This is a genomic window from Pseudomonas sp. PKS, from assembly GCF_051913525.1.
Classification (GTDB): domain Bacteria; phylum Pseudomonadota; class Gammaproteobacteria; order Pseudomonadales; family Pseudomonadaceae; genus Aquipseudomonas; species Aquipseudomonas guariconensis_D.
This window is the reverse complement of sequence record NZ_JBEGDO010000034.1, coordinates 13,859-32,509: the sequence shown is the minus strand read 5'-3', so window position 1 is coordinate 32,509 and position 18,651 is coordinate 13,859. Positions and strand designations below refer to the sequence as shown.

Here is an 18,651-nt window from a genome sequence, read left to right as displayed (position 1 = left end):
GCACCTCCAGCTTCACATCGGCAGCATACCGGCCAACCAGATGGAGCACGCCATCGATAAGGCCCGCCCACCCGTTGTGGCACTCGAACGTAAAGGCATGTCCTTCGGAATTACCGCCTTGGGCGAGCAACGTACTGTGTCTCGCACTAAGGCGAGCTTGCGCGAACTCATACATCTTTGGACCACAGGGTCTGACGGGCGAGTCCTGCAAGCTCTACAGGATAAATCTGGCCATCTGCCAACTCATAACAGAACCGCTCACCTACTTTGTGAATCGCTCGCATCGGCTCCATTAGCCATGCTCCCTTCTCATTCAACCAAGGCGGTGACACCAGCTGGATCTCGCAAATGAACGCCTCTGGCACATCTCTGGAAGCAAACTCCAAAACAAACTGAGGCATCGGAATCATGAACTGCTGGAGACAGCGGGTCTCAGCGTCTGAGGTCTCATGAGTGACGTAAAACCACTCCTGATTCGATGTCTGAGCTATATACCCCCAACTACGGGTTCCCTCGTCCAGCTGGAAAAAGCTCGGCAGTTCTGCTTGATCGTGGGTTTCAAACATCGCTCGATTCTCGGAAAAATGTACGACCGTCTCATCACAAGCTGAGTGCTCCAACGAGGGCAGCAGGCCGCAAGGTATATAATAATCTGAAAATAGACCCTATAGGGTCTGGTCGTTTTACCCGCATTGTGGCCCCATGTTTTTCATTTGCCAAGGCCTAAATGTGAAACACACACCCTCCTTCGGAACCGCGCTTCGGTCACTGCGCCGCGCTAAGGGAATTTCTCAGGAGGGGTTTGGCATTAATCAGACCAACGTCAGCAAGCTTGAACTCGGCAAGAAAATTCCTTCATGGGACCGGGTGGGACAAATCGCTGATCATCTCGGCGTTCACCCTCTTACGCTGTTCACACTTTCTTATCTGAACGAGTCAGCAGAACTCGGGGTGGAGGAGCTACTCACGCTCGTCCGCTCGGAGATTCAAGAGGTGAAGTGTTCAGAGCACGCGGAAATTCGAACCAAATCAAATCTCGTATGACTGCACTTCAAGCACCGCATCCCAAGGGAGCAGGACACGGTTCTTCCCACCGCTGTCTTCCAACTCTGGCAAGTGTTCACTTTTGGGTTACCGCGCTGCGGGAGCTGAAAAATACCTCTGCTCAAGCCCTTCGGTAGCTAAGAGACGAAGCCAACCTGGCACAGGCTGATTTTCCGCCAGCGGTGAGCAGAAAGTACGTGAGCATTCGGGACCGCAGTCGGTGGTGTCTCAGCATGAAGACAACCAATGCACTCGCCAGTGGGGGAGGTGTCACCGTATGACACCTATTTTAAAGTGCTACGGATCCACGAGCCTGAGGAGAGATTGGGGCAACTGAGCGCGTGTACTTCACCTAGGGTCAGGTGCTTCCCTTGGCTATGTCATTTCAATTTGTGAGCCTGCCTGGCTTAGCTCAGGACCACGCCAACGGAAAGCTGAAATTCGCCCACCGCGTTCGCTCGATACCCGAGATTAAAAACTCAGGAACAGGCCATGCCGAGGCTCAACTGACCGGGGCCATAATAAGGAGCTGCATAAATTTCAGAAGGAAATATGCAAGAGGGAAATCGCCGAAAGCCAGCAATTTCAGGGGGTGAGGGTGGCATATTTTATTGGAGCTAACGAGTAACCGGAGCGTTACGAGTGCGCTGCTCTACCGACTGAGCTACACCGGCGTGAGCGCAACGCTACCACTGCCGTGGCGGTTACGCAAACGCCTGTTTCGCCTCGCTTATTCCCCCTCCCCCGGCGCCTGCGTCAGGAGGCCTTGCACCCGGTCGGGGCGAGGTCTGCTTCGACGTTGGTGCTGCACGTCCAGCCGGTGGCGGAGCGGGTGAGCGTGAGGGTTTTGCCGAGCACGTTGGCGGGGGCGTCAGCGAGGGTGCAGGTGATGCTGGCCGTGCCATCGGCGGCGGTGCCGCGGGCGGTGATGGCGCAGTGGGCGGTGCTGGGCTGGCCACCGAGGGCGGCGACGTCGGTGACGTCCTTGCCTTCGTTCAAGCGCAGTTCCATTGCGGTCTTGAGTGCGGAGATTTCCGCAAGGCCGGCGCCGGCTTTGGCGCGGGCTTGCTGGTTGGTGTACATGGGTATGGCGATGGTCGCCACGATGCCGATGATCGCCACGACAATCATCAGCTCGATCAGGGTGATGCCCCGTTGCCCTTTCATGAACGCTTTTCCTTGTTGATACGGCTATGCCTGGGTTGCAGTCTCGGCCCCGGGCAGACAGGCGCGCAGTAGAGCCGAACCGACACCTTTTGTCACCCCTGCCCGTCGGGTGACCGGGCTCGCTGGACTACTCTAGTGATCAACAGGGAAACCCGCCCGGTCAGGGACGCGACAAGCTGTTACGGGGCTTGTCGGTCGGCAATTAAGGACGTTTGCATGAGCCATTCGACACGCATGTACGCCTGGGAAGGCACCACCATCAACGGCAACAAGATCAATGGCCGCACCGAGGGGCGCAGCCAGGCGTTCGTGCGGGCCGAGTTGCTGCGCCAGGGCATCCGCGCTGCCCGCGTGCGGCCGGCGAGCCGGGTGCAGTGGCGCTGGCCCGCTGGGCGCGACAAGGCGGATGCGGCGGGCTTCAGCCGGCAACTGGCGACCTTGCTCAGGGCCGGGGTGCCGCTGTTGCAGGCATTCGAGGTGATGGGGCGCAGCGGTGGGGATGAACACCTGGGGCGACTGCTGACGCAATTGCAACAGGATGTGGGCGCAGGGCTGGGCCTGGCCGATGCGCTGCAGCGTCACCCGAGGTGGTTCGACCGGTTGTATTGCAACCTGGTGCGGGTGGGTGAGCAGTCCGGCACGCTGGATCGGCAGCTCGAGCAACTCGCCAACCTGCTGGAGCGGCGCCGGGCGGTGCAGCGGCGGGTGCGCAAGGCGATGCTGTATCCGCTGCTGCTGTTGCTGACGGGCCTGGGCGTCTCGGCGTTGTTGTTGCTGGAGGTCGTGCCGCGGTTTCAGGGGTTGTTCGCCAGTTTCGATTCGGCGCTGCCCCCGTTCACGCAGTGGGTGATCGACTTATCCACAGCGCTGGGGCGGCATGCGCCGTGGTTGCTGGGCGCGCTTGTGATGTTGGGTGTGTCGTTGCGCCAGCTTTATCAGCGCCATGCCCCTGCCCGCCTGTGGATATCTCGGCAGGTGTTGCGCTTGCCTGTGCTCGGCACGTTGCTGGCCGAAGCGGCGTTGGCGCGATTTTCCCGCAGCCTGGGCACGGCCTATGGGGCTGGGGTGCCGTTGCTCGATGCGCTGGGCACGGTGGCGGCGGTGAGCGGTGGGCCGGTGCATGAACAGGCGATTGGGCGGCTGCGCCAGGCCATGGGCAATGGCCGGGGGCTGCATCAGGCGATGGAGGCGGATACGTTGTTTCCGCCGATGCTGGTGCAGTTGGCGGCGATCGGTGAGTCCAGTGGCACGCTGGACCAGATGCTGAACAAGGCCGCGGCCCATTATGAGGAACAGGTCAACCAGGCACTCGACCAGTTGACCGGCCTGTTGGAGCCGACCATCGTGCTGGTCCTTGGGGTGGTGGTGGGTGGCCTCGTGGTCGCCATGTATCTACCGATCTTCCAGCTGGGTAACTTGGTCTGACATGAATCTTTGGACTGTTTTCGCCAATCAGCCGGTGCTGTTTCTGGCCTTTGCCGGGCTGCTGGGGTTGTTGCTCGGCAGCTTCATCAATGTGCTGGCGTATCGGTTGCCGATCATGCTCGAGCGTCAGTGGCACCGCGAAGCGCAGGAGGTGCTGGGCCTGCCGGTGGTGACGCACGAGCGCTTCGACCTGTGCCTGCCGGCCTCGCGCTGCTCCCATTGCGGCCATCGCATTCGCGCCTGGGAGAACATCCCGGTACTGAGCTATCTGTGGCTGCGCGGGCGCTGCTCGGCGTGCAAGGTTGCCATTGGGGTGCGTTATCCGTTGGTGGAGCTGGGCTGTGCAGTGCTTTCGATAGTGGTGGCCTGGCAGTTCGGGCCGTCGCTGCAAGCGTTGTTCGCCCTGCTGTTGACCTGGTGCCTGCTGAGCCTGAGCTTGATCGATGCAGACCACCAACTGCTGCCCGATGTACTGGTGATGCCCACACTCTGGTTGGGGCTGTTGTGCAATGCCTTTGGCCTGTTCACGCCTCTGCCCGATGCGCTCTGGGGCGCGGCCATCGGCTATCTGAGCCTTTGGGGGGTGTATTGGCTATTCAAGCTGCTCACTGGCAAGGAAGGGCTGGGCTATGGCGACTTCAAGCTGCTGGCCTTGATCGGCGCCTGGGGCGGTTGGCAGGTGCTGCCGTTGACGCTGGTAATGTCATCGGTGGTAGGGGCGGTGATTGGCCTGTGCCTGTTGCGCTTGCGCAGAGCATCGATGGGGTCGGCCATGCCGTTTGGGCCGTATCTGGCCATTGCGGGCTGGATCGCAGTGCTCTGGGGTGATGAAATGTACGTCTCCTACCTGCAACTGTTTGGACACTGATGACCACTGCGGCATTTACCCCCTGGATTCTCGGGCTCACCGGCGGCATCGGCAGCGGCAAAAGCGCTGCGGCCGAGCGATTCGTCGAGCTGGGTGTACATCTGGTCGATGCCGACCAGGCGGCGCGTTGGGTCGTGGAGCCTGGCCGGCCGGCGCTGGCGAGCATCGTCGAGCGCTTCGGTGCGGGCGTATTGCAGGAAGACGGCCAGCTTGACCGTGCAGCCCTGCGCAAGCTGATCTTCGCTGACCCCGCCCAACGCCAATGGCTGGAGGCGCTGCTGCATCCGCTGATCGGCCAGGAAATCTTCAGCTACCTGGCCAAGGCGGAATCGCCTTATGCGATCTATGTGTCGCCGCTGCTGGTGGAGTCCGGCCAGATCGCGAAGACCCAGCGAGTACTGGTGATCGATGCGCCACAGGAGCTGCAGATCCAACGCACCCTGGCCCGCGACAACACCAGCCCGGAACAGGTGCAGGCGATTCTCAAGGCCCAGGCCGCCCGCGAGGAGCGGTTGCGCCATGCCGATGACGTGGTGGTCAACGACCGGGACCTGGGCTGGTTGCATGAGCAGATTGATCGTCTGCATCACTTTTACCTGACTTTACGAGGAGGCCAGCCATGAGCCAGCCATTGACCGTTGACTGCCCGACTTGCGGGGCCCCTGTGGAATGGAGCGAGAAGAGCCCGTTTCGGCCGTTTTGTTCTGATCGTTGCAAGCTGATCGACTTGGGCGCGTGGGCGGCTGAGGAGCATAAGATTCCGGCTTCGGAAGAGTCGGAGGATGAGTTGTATTCCGGGGATCTGGAGCCGAGGCATTGATCGGTGGCGTTTTGGGGCGCATTGCGCCCCTTTGTAGCACTGCTTCGCCAGCCCTGCTTGACAGAGGTAGAGACTCTTTTTTATCTGCAAGCGAAAATTGGTCAGCTTGGCGTCAGATAACTACCGAGAATCAACGCCGCTAAGGAAAAATGGAGAAAATACAACAGCAAAATCAATCTTCTTTTTACATGCAGCGGAAAGTTTTTTACATCCTCAGCGTTCACAAATCCTTTACGCACTCCAATCTTGGGATAAGACAGCGCCAAAGAAATTGAGATGAGCCGAATCATTCGCCCCGGCAGTCCCGCATTAGAATAATACTCTCGAGTCTCTAGCACATATTTGCTTCTCGACATCAAGGATTCTAGATAGTCTAGATAGCGCCACGACACATATGCCAATACGCAAAGAGAAACCCACAGCGAACCCAATATCAATAACCCTATCGTTAGCCCGAGACTGATAGTCAAAGCCCTCCCCCCTCATATAACTTGAGACCTTGTGCCTCGCCCAACTCGCTCCCGCGCATCCCTCCTATTGTTCCTCCTACCGCTCCCCCCAGAACTGAACAAATCAATGCGCCTGTGCCCAATGAAGAAATCCCGAGTGCGGCACATATGTACGAAGCGCCACCGGCGCCGAGAATGCCTCCCCCCCAGCCTCCACCGACACCACCGACCAGCGCTCCGCCTTCTACATATTTGGCTTTACGACATTCTTCCTCACGTCCCAAGGTGCAGGCTTTATTAATAGACAATGCCGTAGAACCCACCTCGATTGTCATGGCTAGGTAGGTCCCCTTCTTGAGCAGATTCGACGCCCGCACCACACCCGCAACCTTTTCGGCATACCCCGGTATTTCACCGGTATGCAAAAAGCTCTTCGTCGAGATACCCAACCGACTTTTTATCGATCCGTCTCCCCGCAGCCCCGAGCCAAAGGAGGCGAAGAAGCGCAGCTGCTGCCTCAACCTCGCAAACAAATCCGCGCGCTTTACATAAAACCTATCACGCCGGTTGCCACGTCCATCCCTCAGAAAGTCCTGATAAAGCTTTTCCATTTCCTGAAGTGTTTTCTTGATGCTCTCCAGATGCCTGCTCCAGGCATCACTGGCCATGCCCACCCCCATGGAAGCGTGGGCCAGCAAGCCTTTAATGAAGTCAAAGTTCTGGATAAGGAAGTCATCTGGACCATTGCGGACCAGATCCGCGTGGATGTTTGCAGCCTCGGCCATCAGAAAGGCCTCATGGCTGGTGCAGTTTGGTGTAGAAGGATCACCGAGAATAACCAGCTCACCTTTTATCACCACACCGCCGGCAAGATGCGCATTCAAAACATCGAATTTCGCGAGTTGGTTTCGTGAAAGCACCAACTCTGATTTAAGCGATTCGTAATTCTTGGTTTCAAGATTGATAAATGACCGGGCTTCAGACACTCATGTACCTCATACGTATTTCCCTTAATGATTCAGCACCAACAGCTGATCGAGAGTAGGGACGTATGAAGCACGCGGCAACGGCGCAAGCGCAGTAAAAGGTCAAACAAGGAAACGTACTACAAGCGCTGTTGGAACTATCAAACAAGAACTGACTACCGGTGATAACTATTCAACGCCTCTCGTCGTCATTCCAAGGCGCCTGTAAATATCGGGTGCGATTGAACGTCTCCAACCACTCCGGACAAAACACGACCAACGCACTGATCACCGTGCCATTGATAAAAGCCTCGGGGAAGATGATCAACCACAGGTAGCCAATGAAGTCCGACAGCCATTCCGGCATGGCGAAACGCCCATCCAGCCAGAGCAGGCCAAGCCCAGCCAGGACGCACAGCAAGGCCGACAACGCCGCGGCGAAAAATCCAGAGAAGATATAGACGAACAGGTTACGCGGCTGGGCGCGCTCGACCAGGATCGCGCACACTTCCGTGACCAGCACCGGCAGGCCGATGATCAACAGGCCGTTGACGCCCAAGGCGGCCAGGTCCTGACGGCCCAGCGCCAGCAATCCGAGTTGGGCGAGGAAACCGCCGAGAATCGCCAGCGGCCAGTCCAGCAGCAGGGTCACCGCAGTCATGCCGATGAAGTGGTAGGAGACGCCTGTGTCGAAGTCCCGCCGGACCAACCACAGCACGAACAAGCCGAAGACCGTGCCAAACAGCAAATGCTGGCGGCGGCTGTCACTGAACAACTCGACCCAACGCGTGCGGCTCAGGGCCCATACCAACAGGGGCACATAGCCGAGCCAACCCAGGGTCAGGCTGGTGGTGGACAGGACCTGCGCACTGATCACCGGTTCGCTCCTTCGGACGGTCGCGGATACGCCGAGTCTACACCCGATTGCCAAGGCTATCGTTCGGCCACCGGATTCCTGCGCACAAACAGCATCTTACCGTCATGGATTAGCGACTAAGCTTGTTCCCATGGATGACTCAGACTACCTGCGCCTGCTCACCATCCAGGCCGAACAAGCCAATGCCTTTCTCTCCAACGCCCGTAAATGGGAACGAGAGCGTTGGGTGTGCCAGCGCCTGTTGCAAGGCTTGAACATCGCTTATCGCAGCGAGGACTTCACACCGGCGGGCCAGGAGCCGCCCGATGTGCTGTTTCGTGATGCCGCCTTCGAGGTGTTCTTCGTACTCGATGAAGGGCGTCGGCTCAATGACGAATGGCGCGAGGAGCTGCAACGCCGGCGCAGTGCGTTTTCCCTGAGCCAGCTGGTGCGTCGCGAGGCGCGGCCAAGGCGGATCAGCGCCCAGGAGCTGCTCGGGCGCCTGGCCCCGACGCTGCGCAAGAAGGCGCACAACTATCGGGAACGCGGGCTGGACCTGAGCGAGCTGGACATCATCGCCTTCGCCAGCCTCAAGCGCGAGGTGCTGGACCTCAACAGCCACTTCCCGCCGCCCACCGAGTACCTGCGCCAGGGGTGGCGCTCGCTGTCGCTGGTGGGACCGACGTTCGCCCGGGTGCTGTTCGCCCACCCCGATGCACCGGATTTTCTGCGCGGGAACCTGGGGCGCAGCATTGTCTTCGATGTCGGTATCAGTCTTTGATCCACTGCCGAGAGTCTTTGCGATGGCGTACACTCGGCGCCAGTGATAGAAAGCATTATCATTCGATATCAAGTGCTTGCGAGAACCCTGTGGTGTTTTCGCAGTCACAAGCGTCTATCTGACGAGGCCCACCATGACCAGCCGCTTGAATCCAGAAGATCAGCGTCGTGTCGATGAATACCTGCAAGCCCCTCAGCATCGAGTCGAGCGCAAGCCATTCCGGCCTTTGCTGCTCCTCGTGGTGGTGGTGGCAGTGACCATCGGCCTGGGCCTGCTTAGCCGCCTGTTGAGTGGACTGGTGCTATGAGCTGCCTTGCGCTCGCCCTCCCCTCGCCCCTGTCGCGGCCGGCCCTTGGGGCCAAGAATTCCTTAAACCTTATGAGATATCCCCATGACTCATCGCATCGTGATTGTCGGCGGCGGCGCCGGCGGCCTGGAACTGGCGACCCGCCTGGGTAAAAGCCTGGGTAAGCGCAAGCAGGCCGAGATCACCCTGGTCGACGCCAACCTCACGCACATCTGGAAGCCCCTGCTGCACGAAGTGGCCGCCGGCTCGCTGAACTCCTCGGAAGACGAACTGAACTACGTGGCCCAGGCCAAGTGGAATCACTTCAATTTCCAGCTGGGGCGCATGAGCGGCCTGGACCGTGAGACCAAGCAGATCCAACTGGCCGCAACCCTCGATGAAGAAGGTCGCGAACTGCTGCCTGCGCGCACCCTGGGCTACGACACCCTGGTCATCGCCGTGGGCAGCAATACCAACGACTTCGGCACACTCGGTGCAGCGCAGCACTGCCTGTTCCTGGATACCCGCAAGCAGGCCGAGCGCTTCCATCAGCAGCTGCTCAACCACTACCTGCGCGCCCATGCCGGTGACGCGGCCAGCGAGAAGATCAGCGTGGCCATCGTCGGTGCCGGCGCTACCGGTGTGGAACTGGCGGCCGAGCTGCACCACGCGGCCCACGAACTGGCGGCCTACGGCCTGGACCGCATCCAGCCCAAGGACATGCACATCACCCTGATCGAGGCAGGCCCACGCGTGTTGCCTGCCCTGCCTGAGCGCATCAGCGTACCGGTGCACAAGACCCTGGAAAAACTCGGGGTGAAAGTGATGACCAACGCGGCGGTCAGCGAAGTGACCGAGGATGGTCTGAAGACGGCCTCCGGCGAAGTGATCCAGGCGAGCCTCAAGGTATGGGCTGCCGGTATCCGTGCGCCAGGCTTCCTCAAGGACATTGATGGCCTGGAAACCAACCGCATCAACCAGCTGGTGGTGCGCCCGACCCTGCAGACCACCCGCGACGACAACATCTTCGCCTTCGGCGACTGCGCCGCCTGCCAGCAACCAGGTAGCGACCGCAACGTACCGCCGCGGGCCCAGGCCGCGCACCAGCAGGCTTCGATGCTTGCCCAGAGCCTCAAGGCTCGACTGGAGAACAAGCCGCTGCCGACTTATGAATACAAGGACTACGGCTCGCTGGTTTCGCTGTCGCGCTTCTCGGCGGTGGGCAACCTGATGGGTAACCTGATGGGCAGCGTGAAGCTGGAGGGCTGGTTGGCGCGGATGTTCTATGTGTCGCTGTACCGGATGCACCAGATGGCGTTGTACGGGTTCTTCCGCACGGCGCTGATGATGCTGGGCAGCAAGATTGGTCGGGGTACTGAGCCGCGTCTTAAGCTGCACTGACAGTGCCAGACCCTCACTTGAGGGAGTGGGGTTATCCGCGAGTACGATAGTGAATCGGCTATCGCTTTCGCGGGTAAACCCGCTCCCACAAGGGGTAGCGATACACATCAAGGCACCGGAAGGTGCTTTTTTTGTGCGACAACGCCGGGGACTTGAAGCGGCGCTGACGGGCGTCGTCGTGACTTAGGGAGCAGGTTTACCCGCGAATACGGGAGTGAATCCACCATCGCTTTCGCGGGTGAACCCGCTTCAACAGACTCGGCACTGACAGGTTTGGATAAATTCGAGGCAAAAGAAAAAGGGCATCTCATTCGAGATGCCCTTTTTACATGGTGGGTCGTGTAGGATTCGAACCTACGACCAATTGGTTAAAAGCCAACTGCTCTACCAACTGAGCTAACGACCCTGAAAATGGTCGGGGTGAGGGGATTCGAACTCCTGACATCCTGCTCCCAAAGCAGGCGCGCTACCGGACTGCGCTACACCCCGAAATTGGCTCCGCGACCTGGACTCGAACCAGGGACCCAATGATTAACAGTCATTTGCTCTACCGACTGAGCTATCGCGGAACTGAACTTCGTACAACTTCGAAGTCTGTGTTAGCTTCGAACTCTTCAGCGTTGTCGCTGCTGAGGCCGGCTATTCTACATTCTTCGTTTTGCTTGTCAACCCCCAATTTGCTTTCAAGTTACTGATTTGCAAATTGTTTTCAGATCCCTTGTACCGCCGGTGATCTGTGTAGTGCCTGACAGCGGGGCGTATATTAGGGGCACTCGATTTTCTGTGCAAGCATTTTTTTCAAAATATTCAGCAAGTTAGATCGGAGCCAGAAAAATCAGGGGTTTGCGTTGCCCCGCAGCTGCTACGTCAGGCCCAACACCAGAACGCCAAAACGAAAAAGCCCCGCAAATGCGGGGCTCTTTCTTGATTGCCGGGCTCAGGCAAAGACGATTTCGTCGCCTTCGACCTTGGCGGTGATCGCCGCGCCAGGCAGGAACTGCCCACCGAGGATCAACTGCGCCAGCGGGTTTTCGATCCAGCGCTGAATCGCACGCTTGAGTGGCCGTGCGCCATACACCGGGTCGTAACCGACTGCGATCAGTTTGTCCAAGGCCTCCGGGCTCAGGCTCAGCGACAGCTCGCGCTCGGCCAGACGGCTGCGCAGGCGGCCAAGCTGGATCTCGGTGATACCGGCGATCTGCTCGCGGCCCAGCGGCTCGAACACCACCACTTCGTCGATCCGGTTGATGAACTCCGGACGGAAGTGCGAACTCACCGCGTCCATCACCGCCGCACGTTGCGCCTCACGGTCACCAGCCAGTTCCTGGATCTGCGCCGAGCCCAGGTTGGAGGTCATCACGATCACCGTGTTACGGAAGTCCACGGTACGGCCATGGCTGTCGGTCAAGCGGCCATCTTCAAGTACCTGCAACAGCACGTTGAACACGTCCGGGTGAGCCTTCTCCACTTCGTCCAGCAGCACCACCGAGTACGGCTTGCGACGCACGGCCTCGGTCAGGTAACCGCCCTCCTCGTAGCCGACGTATCCGGGTGGAGCGCCGATCAGGCGAGCCACGGAGTGCTTCTCCATGAACTCGGACATGTCGATCCGCACCATGGCCTCCTCGGTATCGAAGAGGAACTCGGCCAGCGCCTTGCACAACTCGGTCTTGCCCACACCGGTCGGGCCGAGGAACAGGAACGAGCCGCTTGGACGATTCGGGTCGGCAAGACCGGCCCGGGAGCGACGTACGGCGTTGGCCACGGCGGTGACGGCTTCGTTCTGGCCGATCACGCGCTGGTGCAGCAACTCTTCCATCTTCAGCAGCTTCTCACGCTCGCCTTCGAGCATCTTGGCCACCGGGATGCCAGTCCATTTGGAGACCACTTCGGCGATTTCTTCCTCAGTCACCTTGTTACGCAGCAACTGGTTCTCGGTCTTGCCGTGCTGGTCGACCATCTGCAGGCTGCGCTCAAGATCAGGGATGATCCCATACTGCAGCTCGGCCATGCGGCTCAGGTCACCCTTGCGGCGGGCAGCTTCGAGTTCCTGACGGGCCTGCTCGATTTTTTGCTGGATCTGCGCAGAACCCTGCACCTCGGCTTTTTCCGAGGCCCAGATTTCTTCCAGGTCGGAGTACTCGCGCTCCAGACGTTCGATTTCCTCGGTCAGCTTCTCGAGGCGTTTTTTCGCGGCCTCGTCTTCTTCTTTCTTGAGCGCCTGGGACTCCACCTTCAGCTGAATCAAGCGACGGTCGAGGCGGTCGAGCACTTCAGGCTTGGAGTCGATCTCCATGCGGATGCGGCTGGCCGCTTCGTCGATCAGGTCGATAGCCTTGTCCGGCAACTGACGGTCGGTGATGTAGCGGTGGCTGAGCTTGGCTGCGGCGATGATGGCACCGTCGGTGATGGCCACTTTGTGGTGCACCTCGTAGCGCTCCTTCAGGCCACGCAGGATGGCGATGGTGTCTTCCTCGCTCGGCTCCTCGACCAGCACCTTCTGGAAGCGGCGCTCGAGCGCTGCGTCTTTCTCGATGAACTGGCGATACTCGTTGAGCGTGGTTGCGCCCACACAGTGCAGTTCACCACGGGCCAGGGCCGGCTTGAGCATGTTGCCGGCGTCCATGGCGCCCTCGCCTTTGCCGGCGCCGACCATGGTGTGCAGTTCGTCGATGAACAGGATGATCTGGCCTTCCTGCTTCGACAATTCGTTGAGCAACGCTTTGAGGCGTTCTTCGAACTCACCGCGATACTTCGCGCCAGCAATCAGCGCGCCCATGTCTAGGGCGAGCAGACGCTTGCCTTTGAGGCCATCGGGCACTTCGCCGTTGATGATGCGCTGGGCCAGGCCTTCAGCGATGGCGGTCTTGCCCACACCAGGCTCACCGATGAGCACGGGGTTGTTCTTGGTACGACGCTGCAGGACCTGCACGGTACGGCGGATCTCATCGTCACGGCCGATCACCGGGTCGAGCTTGCCTTCCTCGGCGCGCTTGGTCAGGTCGACGGTGTACTTGTCCAGGGCCTGGCGCGACTCCTCGGCATTGGGGTCGTTGACCGCCGCACCGCCGCGCAGGTTGTTGATCGCATTTTCCAGCGCCTTCTTGCTCACGCCCTGGCTGAGCAGGAGTTTGCCAAGCTTGCTGTTCTCATCCATGGCGGCGAGCAGCACCAGCTCGCTGGAAATGAACTGGTCGCCCTTCTGCTGGGCCAGGCGGTCGGCCTGGTTGAGCAGGCGCGCCAGATCCTGGGACATGTTCACATCGCCCGTGGGATTCTGGATTTTCGGCAGTTGGTCCAGCTCTTTGGCCAGAGCCTGACGCAGGCCATTGATGTCAAAGCCGACCTGCATCAGCAGCGGCTTGATGGACCCGCCCTGCTGGTCGATCAGCGCCTGCATCAAGTGCAAGGGTTCGATGGCCGGATGGTCCATGCCAACGGCCAGGGATTGGGAATCGGATAACGCCAGTTGCAGCTTGCTGGTCAAACGGTCTATTCGCATGGGGATACCTTCCTGATAAGGGCAGGCGGAGCGATGGATAGCACCTGTAATGAAGAACCTGCCTGAGATGACCATATAGATAAGGCTGATTCTGGGTTTTTCAAGCTTAGCGGGGTTGACATAAGTCAGCAGTGCAGGTCTTGATCGGGAGCTAAATCGCAGGCGTTGCCAGCTCCAGACTGCGCCACTGCTGTGGTATCTGTGAAAGCTGCGGGTGCTGTAAGCGCTGGCGAAACCTGGGATGGGGCGCGAGGCGGCCCCAAGGCCATCAAGGCCGCAACCAGACCAACGAAGCGAAACGACCGCCTTGCGGCGTGCGGCGATAAGAGAAGAAGCGAGGGTCGTTGACCGTGCAGAAACCGCCACCATACACAGCGGTGACCCCACGTGCCGCCAGGCGGATACGCGCCAACTGGTAGATATCGGCCATCAGTTTGCCCGGGCGCTCTCCGTCGACGAAGGCTGCTGCAGACTCGGGGTACACGGCGGTAAAAGCATCGCGCACCTCCAGCCCCACCTCGAACGCCTGCGGCCCGATGGCCGGGCCCAGCCACACCAACACCTCGTCGGCTGGAACACCGAGACGATCAAGCGTGGCTTCCAGCACACCGCCGGCCAATCCGCGCCAGCCCGCATGAGCAGCCGCCACGCGGGTACCGGCGCGGTCGCAGAACAGGGCTGGCAGGCAGTCGGCGGTCATCACCGTGCAGGCAATGCCGGGCTGGTCGGTGAAACTGGCGTCGGCCTCGGCCACCACCGCCGGGTCGGCATCGGCCACAACCAGGCCATGCACCTGCTTGAGCCAGGCTGGCCGGATGCCGAAGGCGTCGCTCAGGCGGCGGCGATTCTCGGCGACCGCAACCGGGTCGTCGCCCACGTGGTCACCCAGGTTGAAGGTCTCATAGGGCGGCAGGCTGACGCCGCCCTCGCGGGTGGTGACGCAGGCGTGCACCGAGGCCGGGGCCGGCCAGTCGGGGAACAGCAGCGACTGCGTCAGGCCGCTCATCCGATGAAGCTCTCGCGGTCCTGGGCAAGCAGCGACAGCAACCAGACGAAATCGTCCGGCAGCGGCGAGGCCCACTCCATGCGTTCACCAGTGGTTGGATGGTCCAACGCCAGGAAGCGCGCATGCAAGGCCTGGCGCGGGAAGTGCTTGACCGCCTCGACCATGGCCACGCTGGCTGCCGGTGGAATGCGGAAGCGCCCGCCGTAGGTCTGGTCGCCGACCAGCGGGAAGCCCACATGGGCCATGTGCACACGGATCTGGTGGGTACGGCCGGTTTCGAGCTTGACCCGCACATGGGTGTGCGAGCGGAAGCGCTTGAGCACGCGATAGTGGCTGACCGCAGGCTTGCCGCCGTCGGTCACCGCCATGCGCTGGCGCATACCGCCGTGACGGCCGATGGGCGCATCGATCTTGCCACCGGCGGTGACCACGCCGACCACGATGCACTCGTAGATGCGGCTGACCGAGCGCTTTTGCAGCTGGTCGACCAGGTTGGTCTGGGCCTGCAATGTCTTGGCCACCACCATCAGGCCGGTGGTGTCTTTGTCCAGGCGATGCACGATACCGGCACGCGGCACGTTGATGATGTCCGGCACGTGGTGCAGCAAGGCATTGAGCAGGGTGCCGTCGGCATGGCCCGCCGCCGGATGTACCACCAACCCGGCAGGCTTGTTGATCACCAGGATCTGGTCGTCTTCGTAGACGATGTCCAGCTCGATGTCCTGGGCTACCCATTCACCCTGGGCTTCCTGCTCGGCATCGAGGGCCAGGACGGAGCCGCTGTGGACGATATCGCGCGGGCGCAGTACCGCGCCGTCGACCGTCAGGCGGCCGTCCTTGATCCACGAGGACAGGCGCGAGCGCGAGTACTCGGAGAAGAGTTGGGCGGCGACTTGGTCGAGGCGTTGGCCGCCCAGTTCGGACGGGACCTCTGCGCTAAGTTGAATGATCTCGGACATGCTCGATTCGGCGGGCGCACAGCCTTTGGTTTCAGCTGCACGCTTGTGGTTAAATACGGCTTCTTTTGCCCCGGGTTTGGCCGGGGGCGCTCATCATAACAGGACGGCACCGCCCAAGACAGCGGCCGTCAAAGGGACGCAAGCCGCCATGCAAGTGAAACACCTGCTGCTGATCGCCATTCTCGGGCTCACCGCTGCCTGTTCCTCCAACAAGGAAGTCGTCGACGAGAACCTCAGCGAGGCCGAGCTGTACCAGCAGGCGCAGGCCGACCTGGACAACCACAGCTATACCAGCGCCGTGAACAAGCTCAAGGCCCTGGAATCGCGCTACCCGTTCGGCCGCTACGCCGACCAGGCACAGCTGGAACTGATCTACGCCAACTACAAGAATGCCGAGCCGGAGGCTGCCAAATCCGCCGCCGAGCGCTTCATCCGCCTGCACCCGCAGCACCCGAACGTCGATTATGCCTATTACCTCAAGGGCCTGACCTCGTTCGACCAGGACCGCGGCCTGCTGGCGCGCTTCCTGCCACTGGACATGACCAAGCGTGACCCAGGTGCCGCCCGCGACTCCTACAACGAGTTCGCCCAGCTGACCAGCCGCTTCCCCAACAGCCGCTACTCGCCGGACGCCAAGCAGCGCATGATCTACCTGCGCAACCTGCTGGCTTCCTACGAGATCCACGTCGCCGACTACTACCTCAGCCGCCAGGCTTATGTGGCCGCCGCCAACCGTGGCCGCTACGTGGTCGAGAACTTCCAGGAAACCCCATCGGTGGGCGACGGCCTGGCCGTGATGGTCGAGGCCTACCAGCGCCTGCACTTGGACGAACTGGCTGCCACCAGCCTGGAAACCCTCAAGCTCAACTACCCGGACCACCCGAGCCTGGTCGACGGTCAGTTCCAGCCCAAGCAGGAAGAAGCCGACAACCGCTCCTGGCTGTCCAAGGCCACCCTGGGCCTGATTGAAACCGAAACCCCGCTGCCGCCGGGCGAAACCCGCGCCAACCAAGACGTGGTCAAGCAGTTCCAGGATGCACGCTCGGAGATGCCTGAAGAGCTGCTGCCCAAGGACGAGGACGGCAACCCGATCCTGCCGGAAGGCCCGAAAGAAGCCGAAAAAGACCGCTCGTGGTTCAGCTACATGACCTTTGGTCTGTTCGACTGATATCACGCGCAACAGAAAGGGAGGCCCAAGGCCTCCCTTTTTTATTGGCTGCGCCCTAGACTGTCGGTCTTTCCTCTCGACAAACTGGACACCATGGTTCGTCTACTTTTCTGGATCGCCGTGATCGGCGCTGCGTTCTGGCTGTGGCGCAAATTCAACGCCAGCCAGCAGTCTTCCTCCGAGCCCAAGCTCGATGACCCACTGAAGATGGTGCGCTGCGCCCACTGCGGCGTGCACCTGCCCAACGATCGCGCCCTGCGGCGGGGCAATGACTGGTATTGCAGCCAGGCTCATCTGGAGCAAGGACCAGGGCAGCAACGCTGATATAGATCGTTGGCTGCAGGAACTGCTGCCTGCGCGGCCCATTCGCGGGTAAACCCGCTCCCACAGGGTGGGTAACGATCCCTGTGGGAGCTGCGGAGTCAAACCAGACGCGCACCTGGCGCATAGGGCCGCGGATCGATAATCGGCTCACCGCCGGTCAACAGGTCGGTGAACAGCTGGCACGATGCAGGCGCCAGCACCAGCCCATTGCGGTAATGCCCGCAGTTCAACCACAGCCCTTCATGCCCAGGCACCGGCCCGATGTAGGGAATCCCTTCCGGCGAGCCAGGCCGCAGGCCAGCCCAATGCGCTACCACCTCGGCATTCGCCAGCGCCGGCAATAGCTCAACCGCCGAAGCCTTGAGGCTTTCCAGCGCCTCGTTGGTGGGAGTCTTGTCATACCCGGCGTGCTCGAGGGTACTGCCCACCAGGATGTGCCCGTCCCGACGCGGAATGGCGTAGCGCCCCTTGGCCAGGACCATGCTCGGCAAGAAGTCTTCGGCGCACTTGAACAGGATCATCTGCCCCTTCACCGGCTCCACCGGCAGTTCCAACCCAAGGGTTCGCAACAGGTCGCCACTCCAGGCACCGGCACTGAGAACCACCTCGTCCGCCGCCAGCACGCCCTCGGCGGTGTGTACGCCCGTGATGCGGCCACCTTCCTGGCAGAATCCGCTGACCGGGCAATGCTCGCGAAGGGTCACATTGGGCATCGCCAGCAATGCTGCCTTGAGTGACTTCACCAAGCGCGGGTTACGTACATTGGCCACCCCCGCCATGTAGATGGCGCGCTTGAAACCAGGGCCAAGTACCGGTACTGCATCGTATGCCGCCGAGATATCCACAGCGCTCAATGGCCGCTGCTCACGCTGCGCCCAGGCCAGGGCTTCGGCTTCGTCGTCCAGGTCCAGCCAGTACAGGCCGGTGGTGTGCACTTGCGGATCGATGCCAGTAGAGGCGAACAGGCGCTCACCCAACTGTGGATAAAAGTCCTGCGACCAGTGCGCCAGGGCAGTTACCGCCGGGCTGTAGCGCCAGGGGTACAGCGGCGAGACGATACCGCCGCCGGCCCAGGACGACTCGCGCCCCACCTCGCCCTGATCGCATACCACCACCTGGTCGACCTTCGGCGCCAGGTTGAACGCCGTCAGCAGCCCGATCACCCCACCGCCGACAATCACTACTTGCTTGCTCATCTGTCGATCCACTACCTGAATTAAAACCGGGCCTTCAACGTCCCCAGCAATCTTCGGCCGGCATGCCAGCGCCGGGATTGCCACGCACTCCAGCCTGGTCGAGCTGGAAGTCGCCACAATGGTCATCAGCCATCAGGCCATCGGGCAGGCGCCTGGCGAGCAGTACGAAGCTGTCGTCGTCACGTTGCGCCAGCAAGCGGTAATAGCGTGTGCCGACAGGCAAAGGGGATACCTGAGGGTCAGGGTTGGCGTACTGGCCGGTACGCGCTTTGTGGCGCTCCAGACGCAGGGCTGCATCCTGTAGCAGGCCAATCACTTCGCTTCGCGCGGCACGCCTGAGCTGGTCGCTGTAACTGGGGTAGGCAATGGCTGCCAGAATGCCGGTCACAGCCAGCACAATCAACACTTCGATCAGGCCAAGGCCTCGCTGCATG

General features: G+C 60.8%; 20 protein-coding genes and 3 tRNA genes. 10 read left to right on the top strand and 13 right to left on the bottom strand.

The window, feature by feature from the left end; genetic code table 11:
- Positions 1 to 167: 167 nt before the first annotated feature.
- Complete coding sequence (locus ABOA88_RS23145; RefSeq protein ID WP_367852194.1) at positions 168 to 566, bottom strand: hypothetical protein; 399 nt, start codon at positions 564 to 566, stop codon at positions 168 to 170.
- A 163-nt stretch (positions 567 to 729) separates the two neighbouring features.
- On the opposite strand from ABOA88_RS23145, the gene ABOA88_RS23140 reads away from it, so the two are divergent.
- Positions 730 to 1,044 (top strand): helix-turn-helix domain-containing protein, encoded by a 315-nt coding sequence (locus ABOA88_RS23140; RefSeq protein WP_367852195.1) that lies wholly within the window; start codon positions 730 to 732, stop codon positions 1,042 to 1,044.
- Between the two features lie 756 nt (positions 1,045 to 1,800).
- Here the strand turns inward: ABOA88_RS23140 and ABOA88_RS23135 are convergent.
- On the bottom strand, positions 1,801 to 2,211 hold the full coding sequence (locus tag ABOA88_RS23135) for a pilin (RefSeq protein ID WP_182816426.1): 411 nt from the start codon (positions 2,209 to 2,211) through the stop codon (positions 1,801 to 1,803).
- Positions 2,212 to 2,427: 216 nt separating this feature from the next.
- On the opposite strand from ABOA88_RS23135, the gene ABOA88_RS23130 reads away from it, so the two are divergent.
- Genes ABOA88_RS23130 through yacG form a run of 4 tightly spaced genes read left to right on the top strand, consistent with a single transcriptional unit; the run spans position 2,428 to position 5,324 of the window.
- Positions 2,428 to 3,636, top strand: coding sequence for a type II secretion system F family protein (locus ABOA88_RS23130; protein ID WP_367852196.1), 1,209 nt, complete (start codon positions 2,428 to 2,430; stop codon positions 3,634 to 3,636).
- A gap of 1 nt (position 3,637) precedes the next feature.
- The gene (locus tag ABOA88_RS23125; RefSeq protein WP_367852197.1) at positions 3,638 to 4,504 is read left to right on the top strand and encodes a prepilin peptidase; all 867 of its coding nucleotides are present in this window, start codon (positions 3,638 to 3,640) and stop codon (positions 4,502 to 4,504) included.
- Positions 4,504 to 5,127 carry a dephospho-CoA kinase gene (gene coaE / locus ABOA88_RS23120; protein ID WP_043209638.1) on the top strand — a complete coding sequence of 208 codons (624 nt, stop codon included), beginning with the start codon at positions 4,504 to 4,506 and terminating at the stop codon, positions 5,125 to 5,127. The genes ABOA88_RS23125 and coaE overlap by 1 nt, the downstream gene beginning before the upstream one ends.
- Positions 5,124 to 5,324, top strand: coding sequence for a DNA gyrase inhibitor YacG (yacG, locus tag ABOA88_RS23115; RefSeq protein WP_043209639.1), 201 nt, complete (start codon positions 5,124 to 5,126; stop codon positions 5,322 to 5,324). The genes coaE and yacG overlap by 4 nt, the downstream gene beginning before the upstream one ends.
- 101 nt (positions 5,325 to 5,425) lie before the next feature.
- On the opposite strand, the gene ABOA88_RS23110 is transcribed toward yacG, so the two are convergent.
- From ABOA88_RS23110 to ABOA88_RS23100, 3 genes are all read right to left on the bottom strand, one after another.
- Positions 5,426 to 5,680 (bottom strand): hypothetical protein, encoded by a 255-nt coding sequence (locus tag ABOA88_RS23110; protein WP_196170743.1) that lies wholly within the window; start codon positions 5,678 to 5,680, stop codon positions 5,426 to 5,428.
- A gap of 110 nt (positions 5,681 to 5,790) precedes the next feature.
- Positions 5,791 to 6,759, bottom strand: a complete 969-nt coding sequence (locus ABOA88_RS23105; protein WP_367852198.1) for a hypothetical protein — start codon at positions 6,757 to 6,759, stop codon at positions 5,791 to 5,793.
- Positions 6,760 to 6,931: 172 nt separating this feature from the next.
- Positions 6,932 to 7,615 (bottom strand): energy-coupling factor ABC transporter permease, encoded by a 684-nt coding sequence (locus ABOA88_RS23100; protein WP_196170741.1) that lies wholly within the window; start codon positions 7,613 to 7,615, stop codon positions 6,932 to 6,934.
- A 130-nt stretch (positions 7,616 to 7,745) separates the two neighbouring features.
- On the opposite strand from ABOA88_RS23100, the gene ABOA88_RS23095 reads away from it, so the two are divergent.
- The 3 genes from ABOA88_RS23095 (at position 7,746) to ABOA88_RS23085 (ending at position 10,062) form a co-directional block, all read left to right on the top strand.
- Positions 7,746 to 8,375: a DUF1780 domain-containing protein gene (locus tag ABOA88_RS23095; protein ID WP_043209644.1), complete on the top strand. Its 630-nt coding sequence runs from the start codon at positions 7,746 to 7,748 to the stop codon at positions 8,373 to 8,375.
- A 133-nt stretch (positions 8,376 to 8,508) separates the two neighbouring features.
- The gene (locus tag ABOA88_RS23090; RefSeq protein ID WP_043209647.1) at positions 8,509 to 8,682 is read left to right on the top strand and encodes a DUF3094 family protein; all 174 of its coding nucleotides are present in this window, start codon (positions 8,509 to 8,511) and stop codon (positions 8,680 to 8,682) included.
- Between the two features lie 84 nt (positions 8,683 to 8,766).
- Positions 8,767 to 10,062, top strand: coding sequence for an NAD(P)/FAD-dependent oxidoreductase (locus ABOA88_RS23085; protein WP_367852199.1), 1,296 nt, complete (start codon positions 8,767 to 8,769; stop codon positions 10,060 to 10,062).
- 330 nt (positions 10,063 to 10,392) lie between these two features.
- Here the strand turns inward: ABOA88_RS23085 and ABOA88_RS23080 are convergent.
- The 6 genes from ABOA88_RS23080 to rluD form a co-directional block, all read right to left on the bottom strand.
- Positions 10,393 to 10,468 (bottom strand) — tRNA-Lys (locus ABOA88_RS23080).
- 6 nt (positions 10,469 to 10,474) lie between these two features.
- Positions 10,475 to 10,551, bottom strand: a tRNA-Pro gene (locus ABOA88_RS23075).
- 4 nt (positions 10,552 to 10,555) lie between these two features.
- A tRNA-Asn gene (locus ABOA88_RS23070) sits at positions 10,556 to 10,631 on the bottom strand.
- A 368-nt stretch (positions 10,632 to 10,999) separates the two neighbouring features.
- Positions 11,000 to 13,564, bottom strand: a complete 2,565-nt coding sequence (clpB, locus tag ABOA88_RS23065) for an ATP-dependent chaperone ClpB (RefSeq protein WP_043209651.1) — start codon at positions 13,562 to 13,564, stop codon at positions 11,000 to 11,002.
- A 268-nt stretch (positions 13,565 to 13,832) separates the two neighbouring features.
- The gene (gene pgeF / locus ABOA88_RS23060) at positions 13,833 to 14,570 is read right to left on the bottom strand and encodes a peptidoglycan editing factor PgeF (RefSeq protein ID WP_367852200.1); all 738 of its coding nucleotides are present in this window, start codon (positions 14,568 to 14,570) and stop codon (positions 13,833 to 13,835) included.
- On the bottom strand, positions 14,567 to 15,529 hold the full coding sequence (gene rluD, locus ABOA88_RS23055) for a 23S rRNA pseudouridine(1911/1915/1917) synthase RluD (protein ID WP_043209655.1): 963 nt from the start codon (positions 15,527 to 15,529) through the stop codon (positions 14,567 to 14,569). The genes pgeF and rluD overlap by 4 nt, the downstream gene beginning before the upstream one ends.
- A 148-nt stretch (positions 15,530 to 15,677) precedes the next feature.
- Between rluD and ABOA88_RS23050 the strand changes: the two genes are divergently transcribed.
- Both ABOA88_RS23050 and ABOA88_RS23045 read left to right on the top strand, forming a co-directional pair.
- Positions 15,678 to 16,697, top strand: coding sequence for an outer membrane protein assembly factor BamD (locus ABOA88_RS23050; RefSeq protein ID WP_043209657.1), 1,020 nt, complete (start codon positions 15,678 to 15,680; stop codon positions 16,695 to 16,697).
- A gap of 93 nt (positions 16,698 to 16,790) precedes the next feature.
- The gene (locus ABOA88_RS23045; RefSeq protein ID WP_043209659.1) at positions 16,791 to 17,021 is read left to right on the top strand and encodes a PP0621 family protein; all 231 of its coding nucleotides are present in this window, start codon (positions 16,791 to 16,793) and stop codon (positions 17,019 to 17,021) included.
- A gap of 98 nt (positions 17,022 to 17,119) precedes the next feature.
- On the opposite strand, the gene thiO is transcribed toward ABOA88_RS23045, so the two are convergent.
- Together thiO and ABOA88_RS23035 are read right to left on the bottom strand one after the other, a co-directional pair.
- Entirely contained in the window at positions 17,120 to 18,217 is a 1,098-nt protein-coding gene (gene thiO / locus ABOA88_RS23040) for a glycine oxidase ThiO (RefSeq protein WP_367852201.1), read from the bottom strand.
- A 34-nt stretch (positions 18,218 to 18,251) separates the two neighbouring features.
- Positions 18,252 to 18,650: a type IV pilin protein gene (locus ABOA88_RS23035; RefSeq protein ID WP_274093149.1), complete on the bottom strand. Its 399-nt coding sequence runs from the start codon at positions 18,648 to 18,650 to the stop codon at positions 18,252 to 18,254.
- Between the last annotated feature and the right edge of the window lies 1 nt (position 18,651).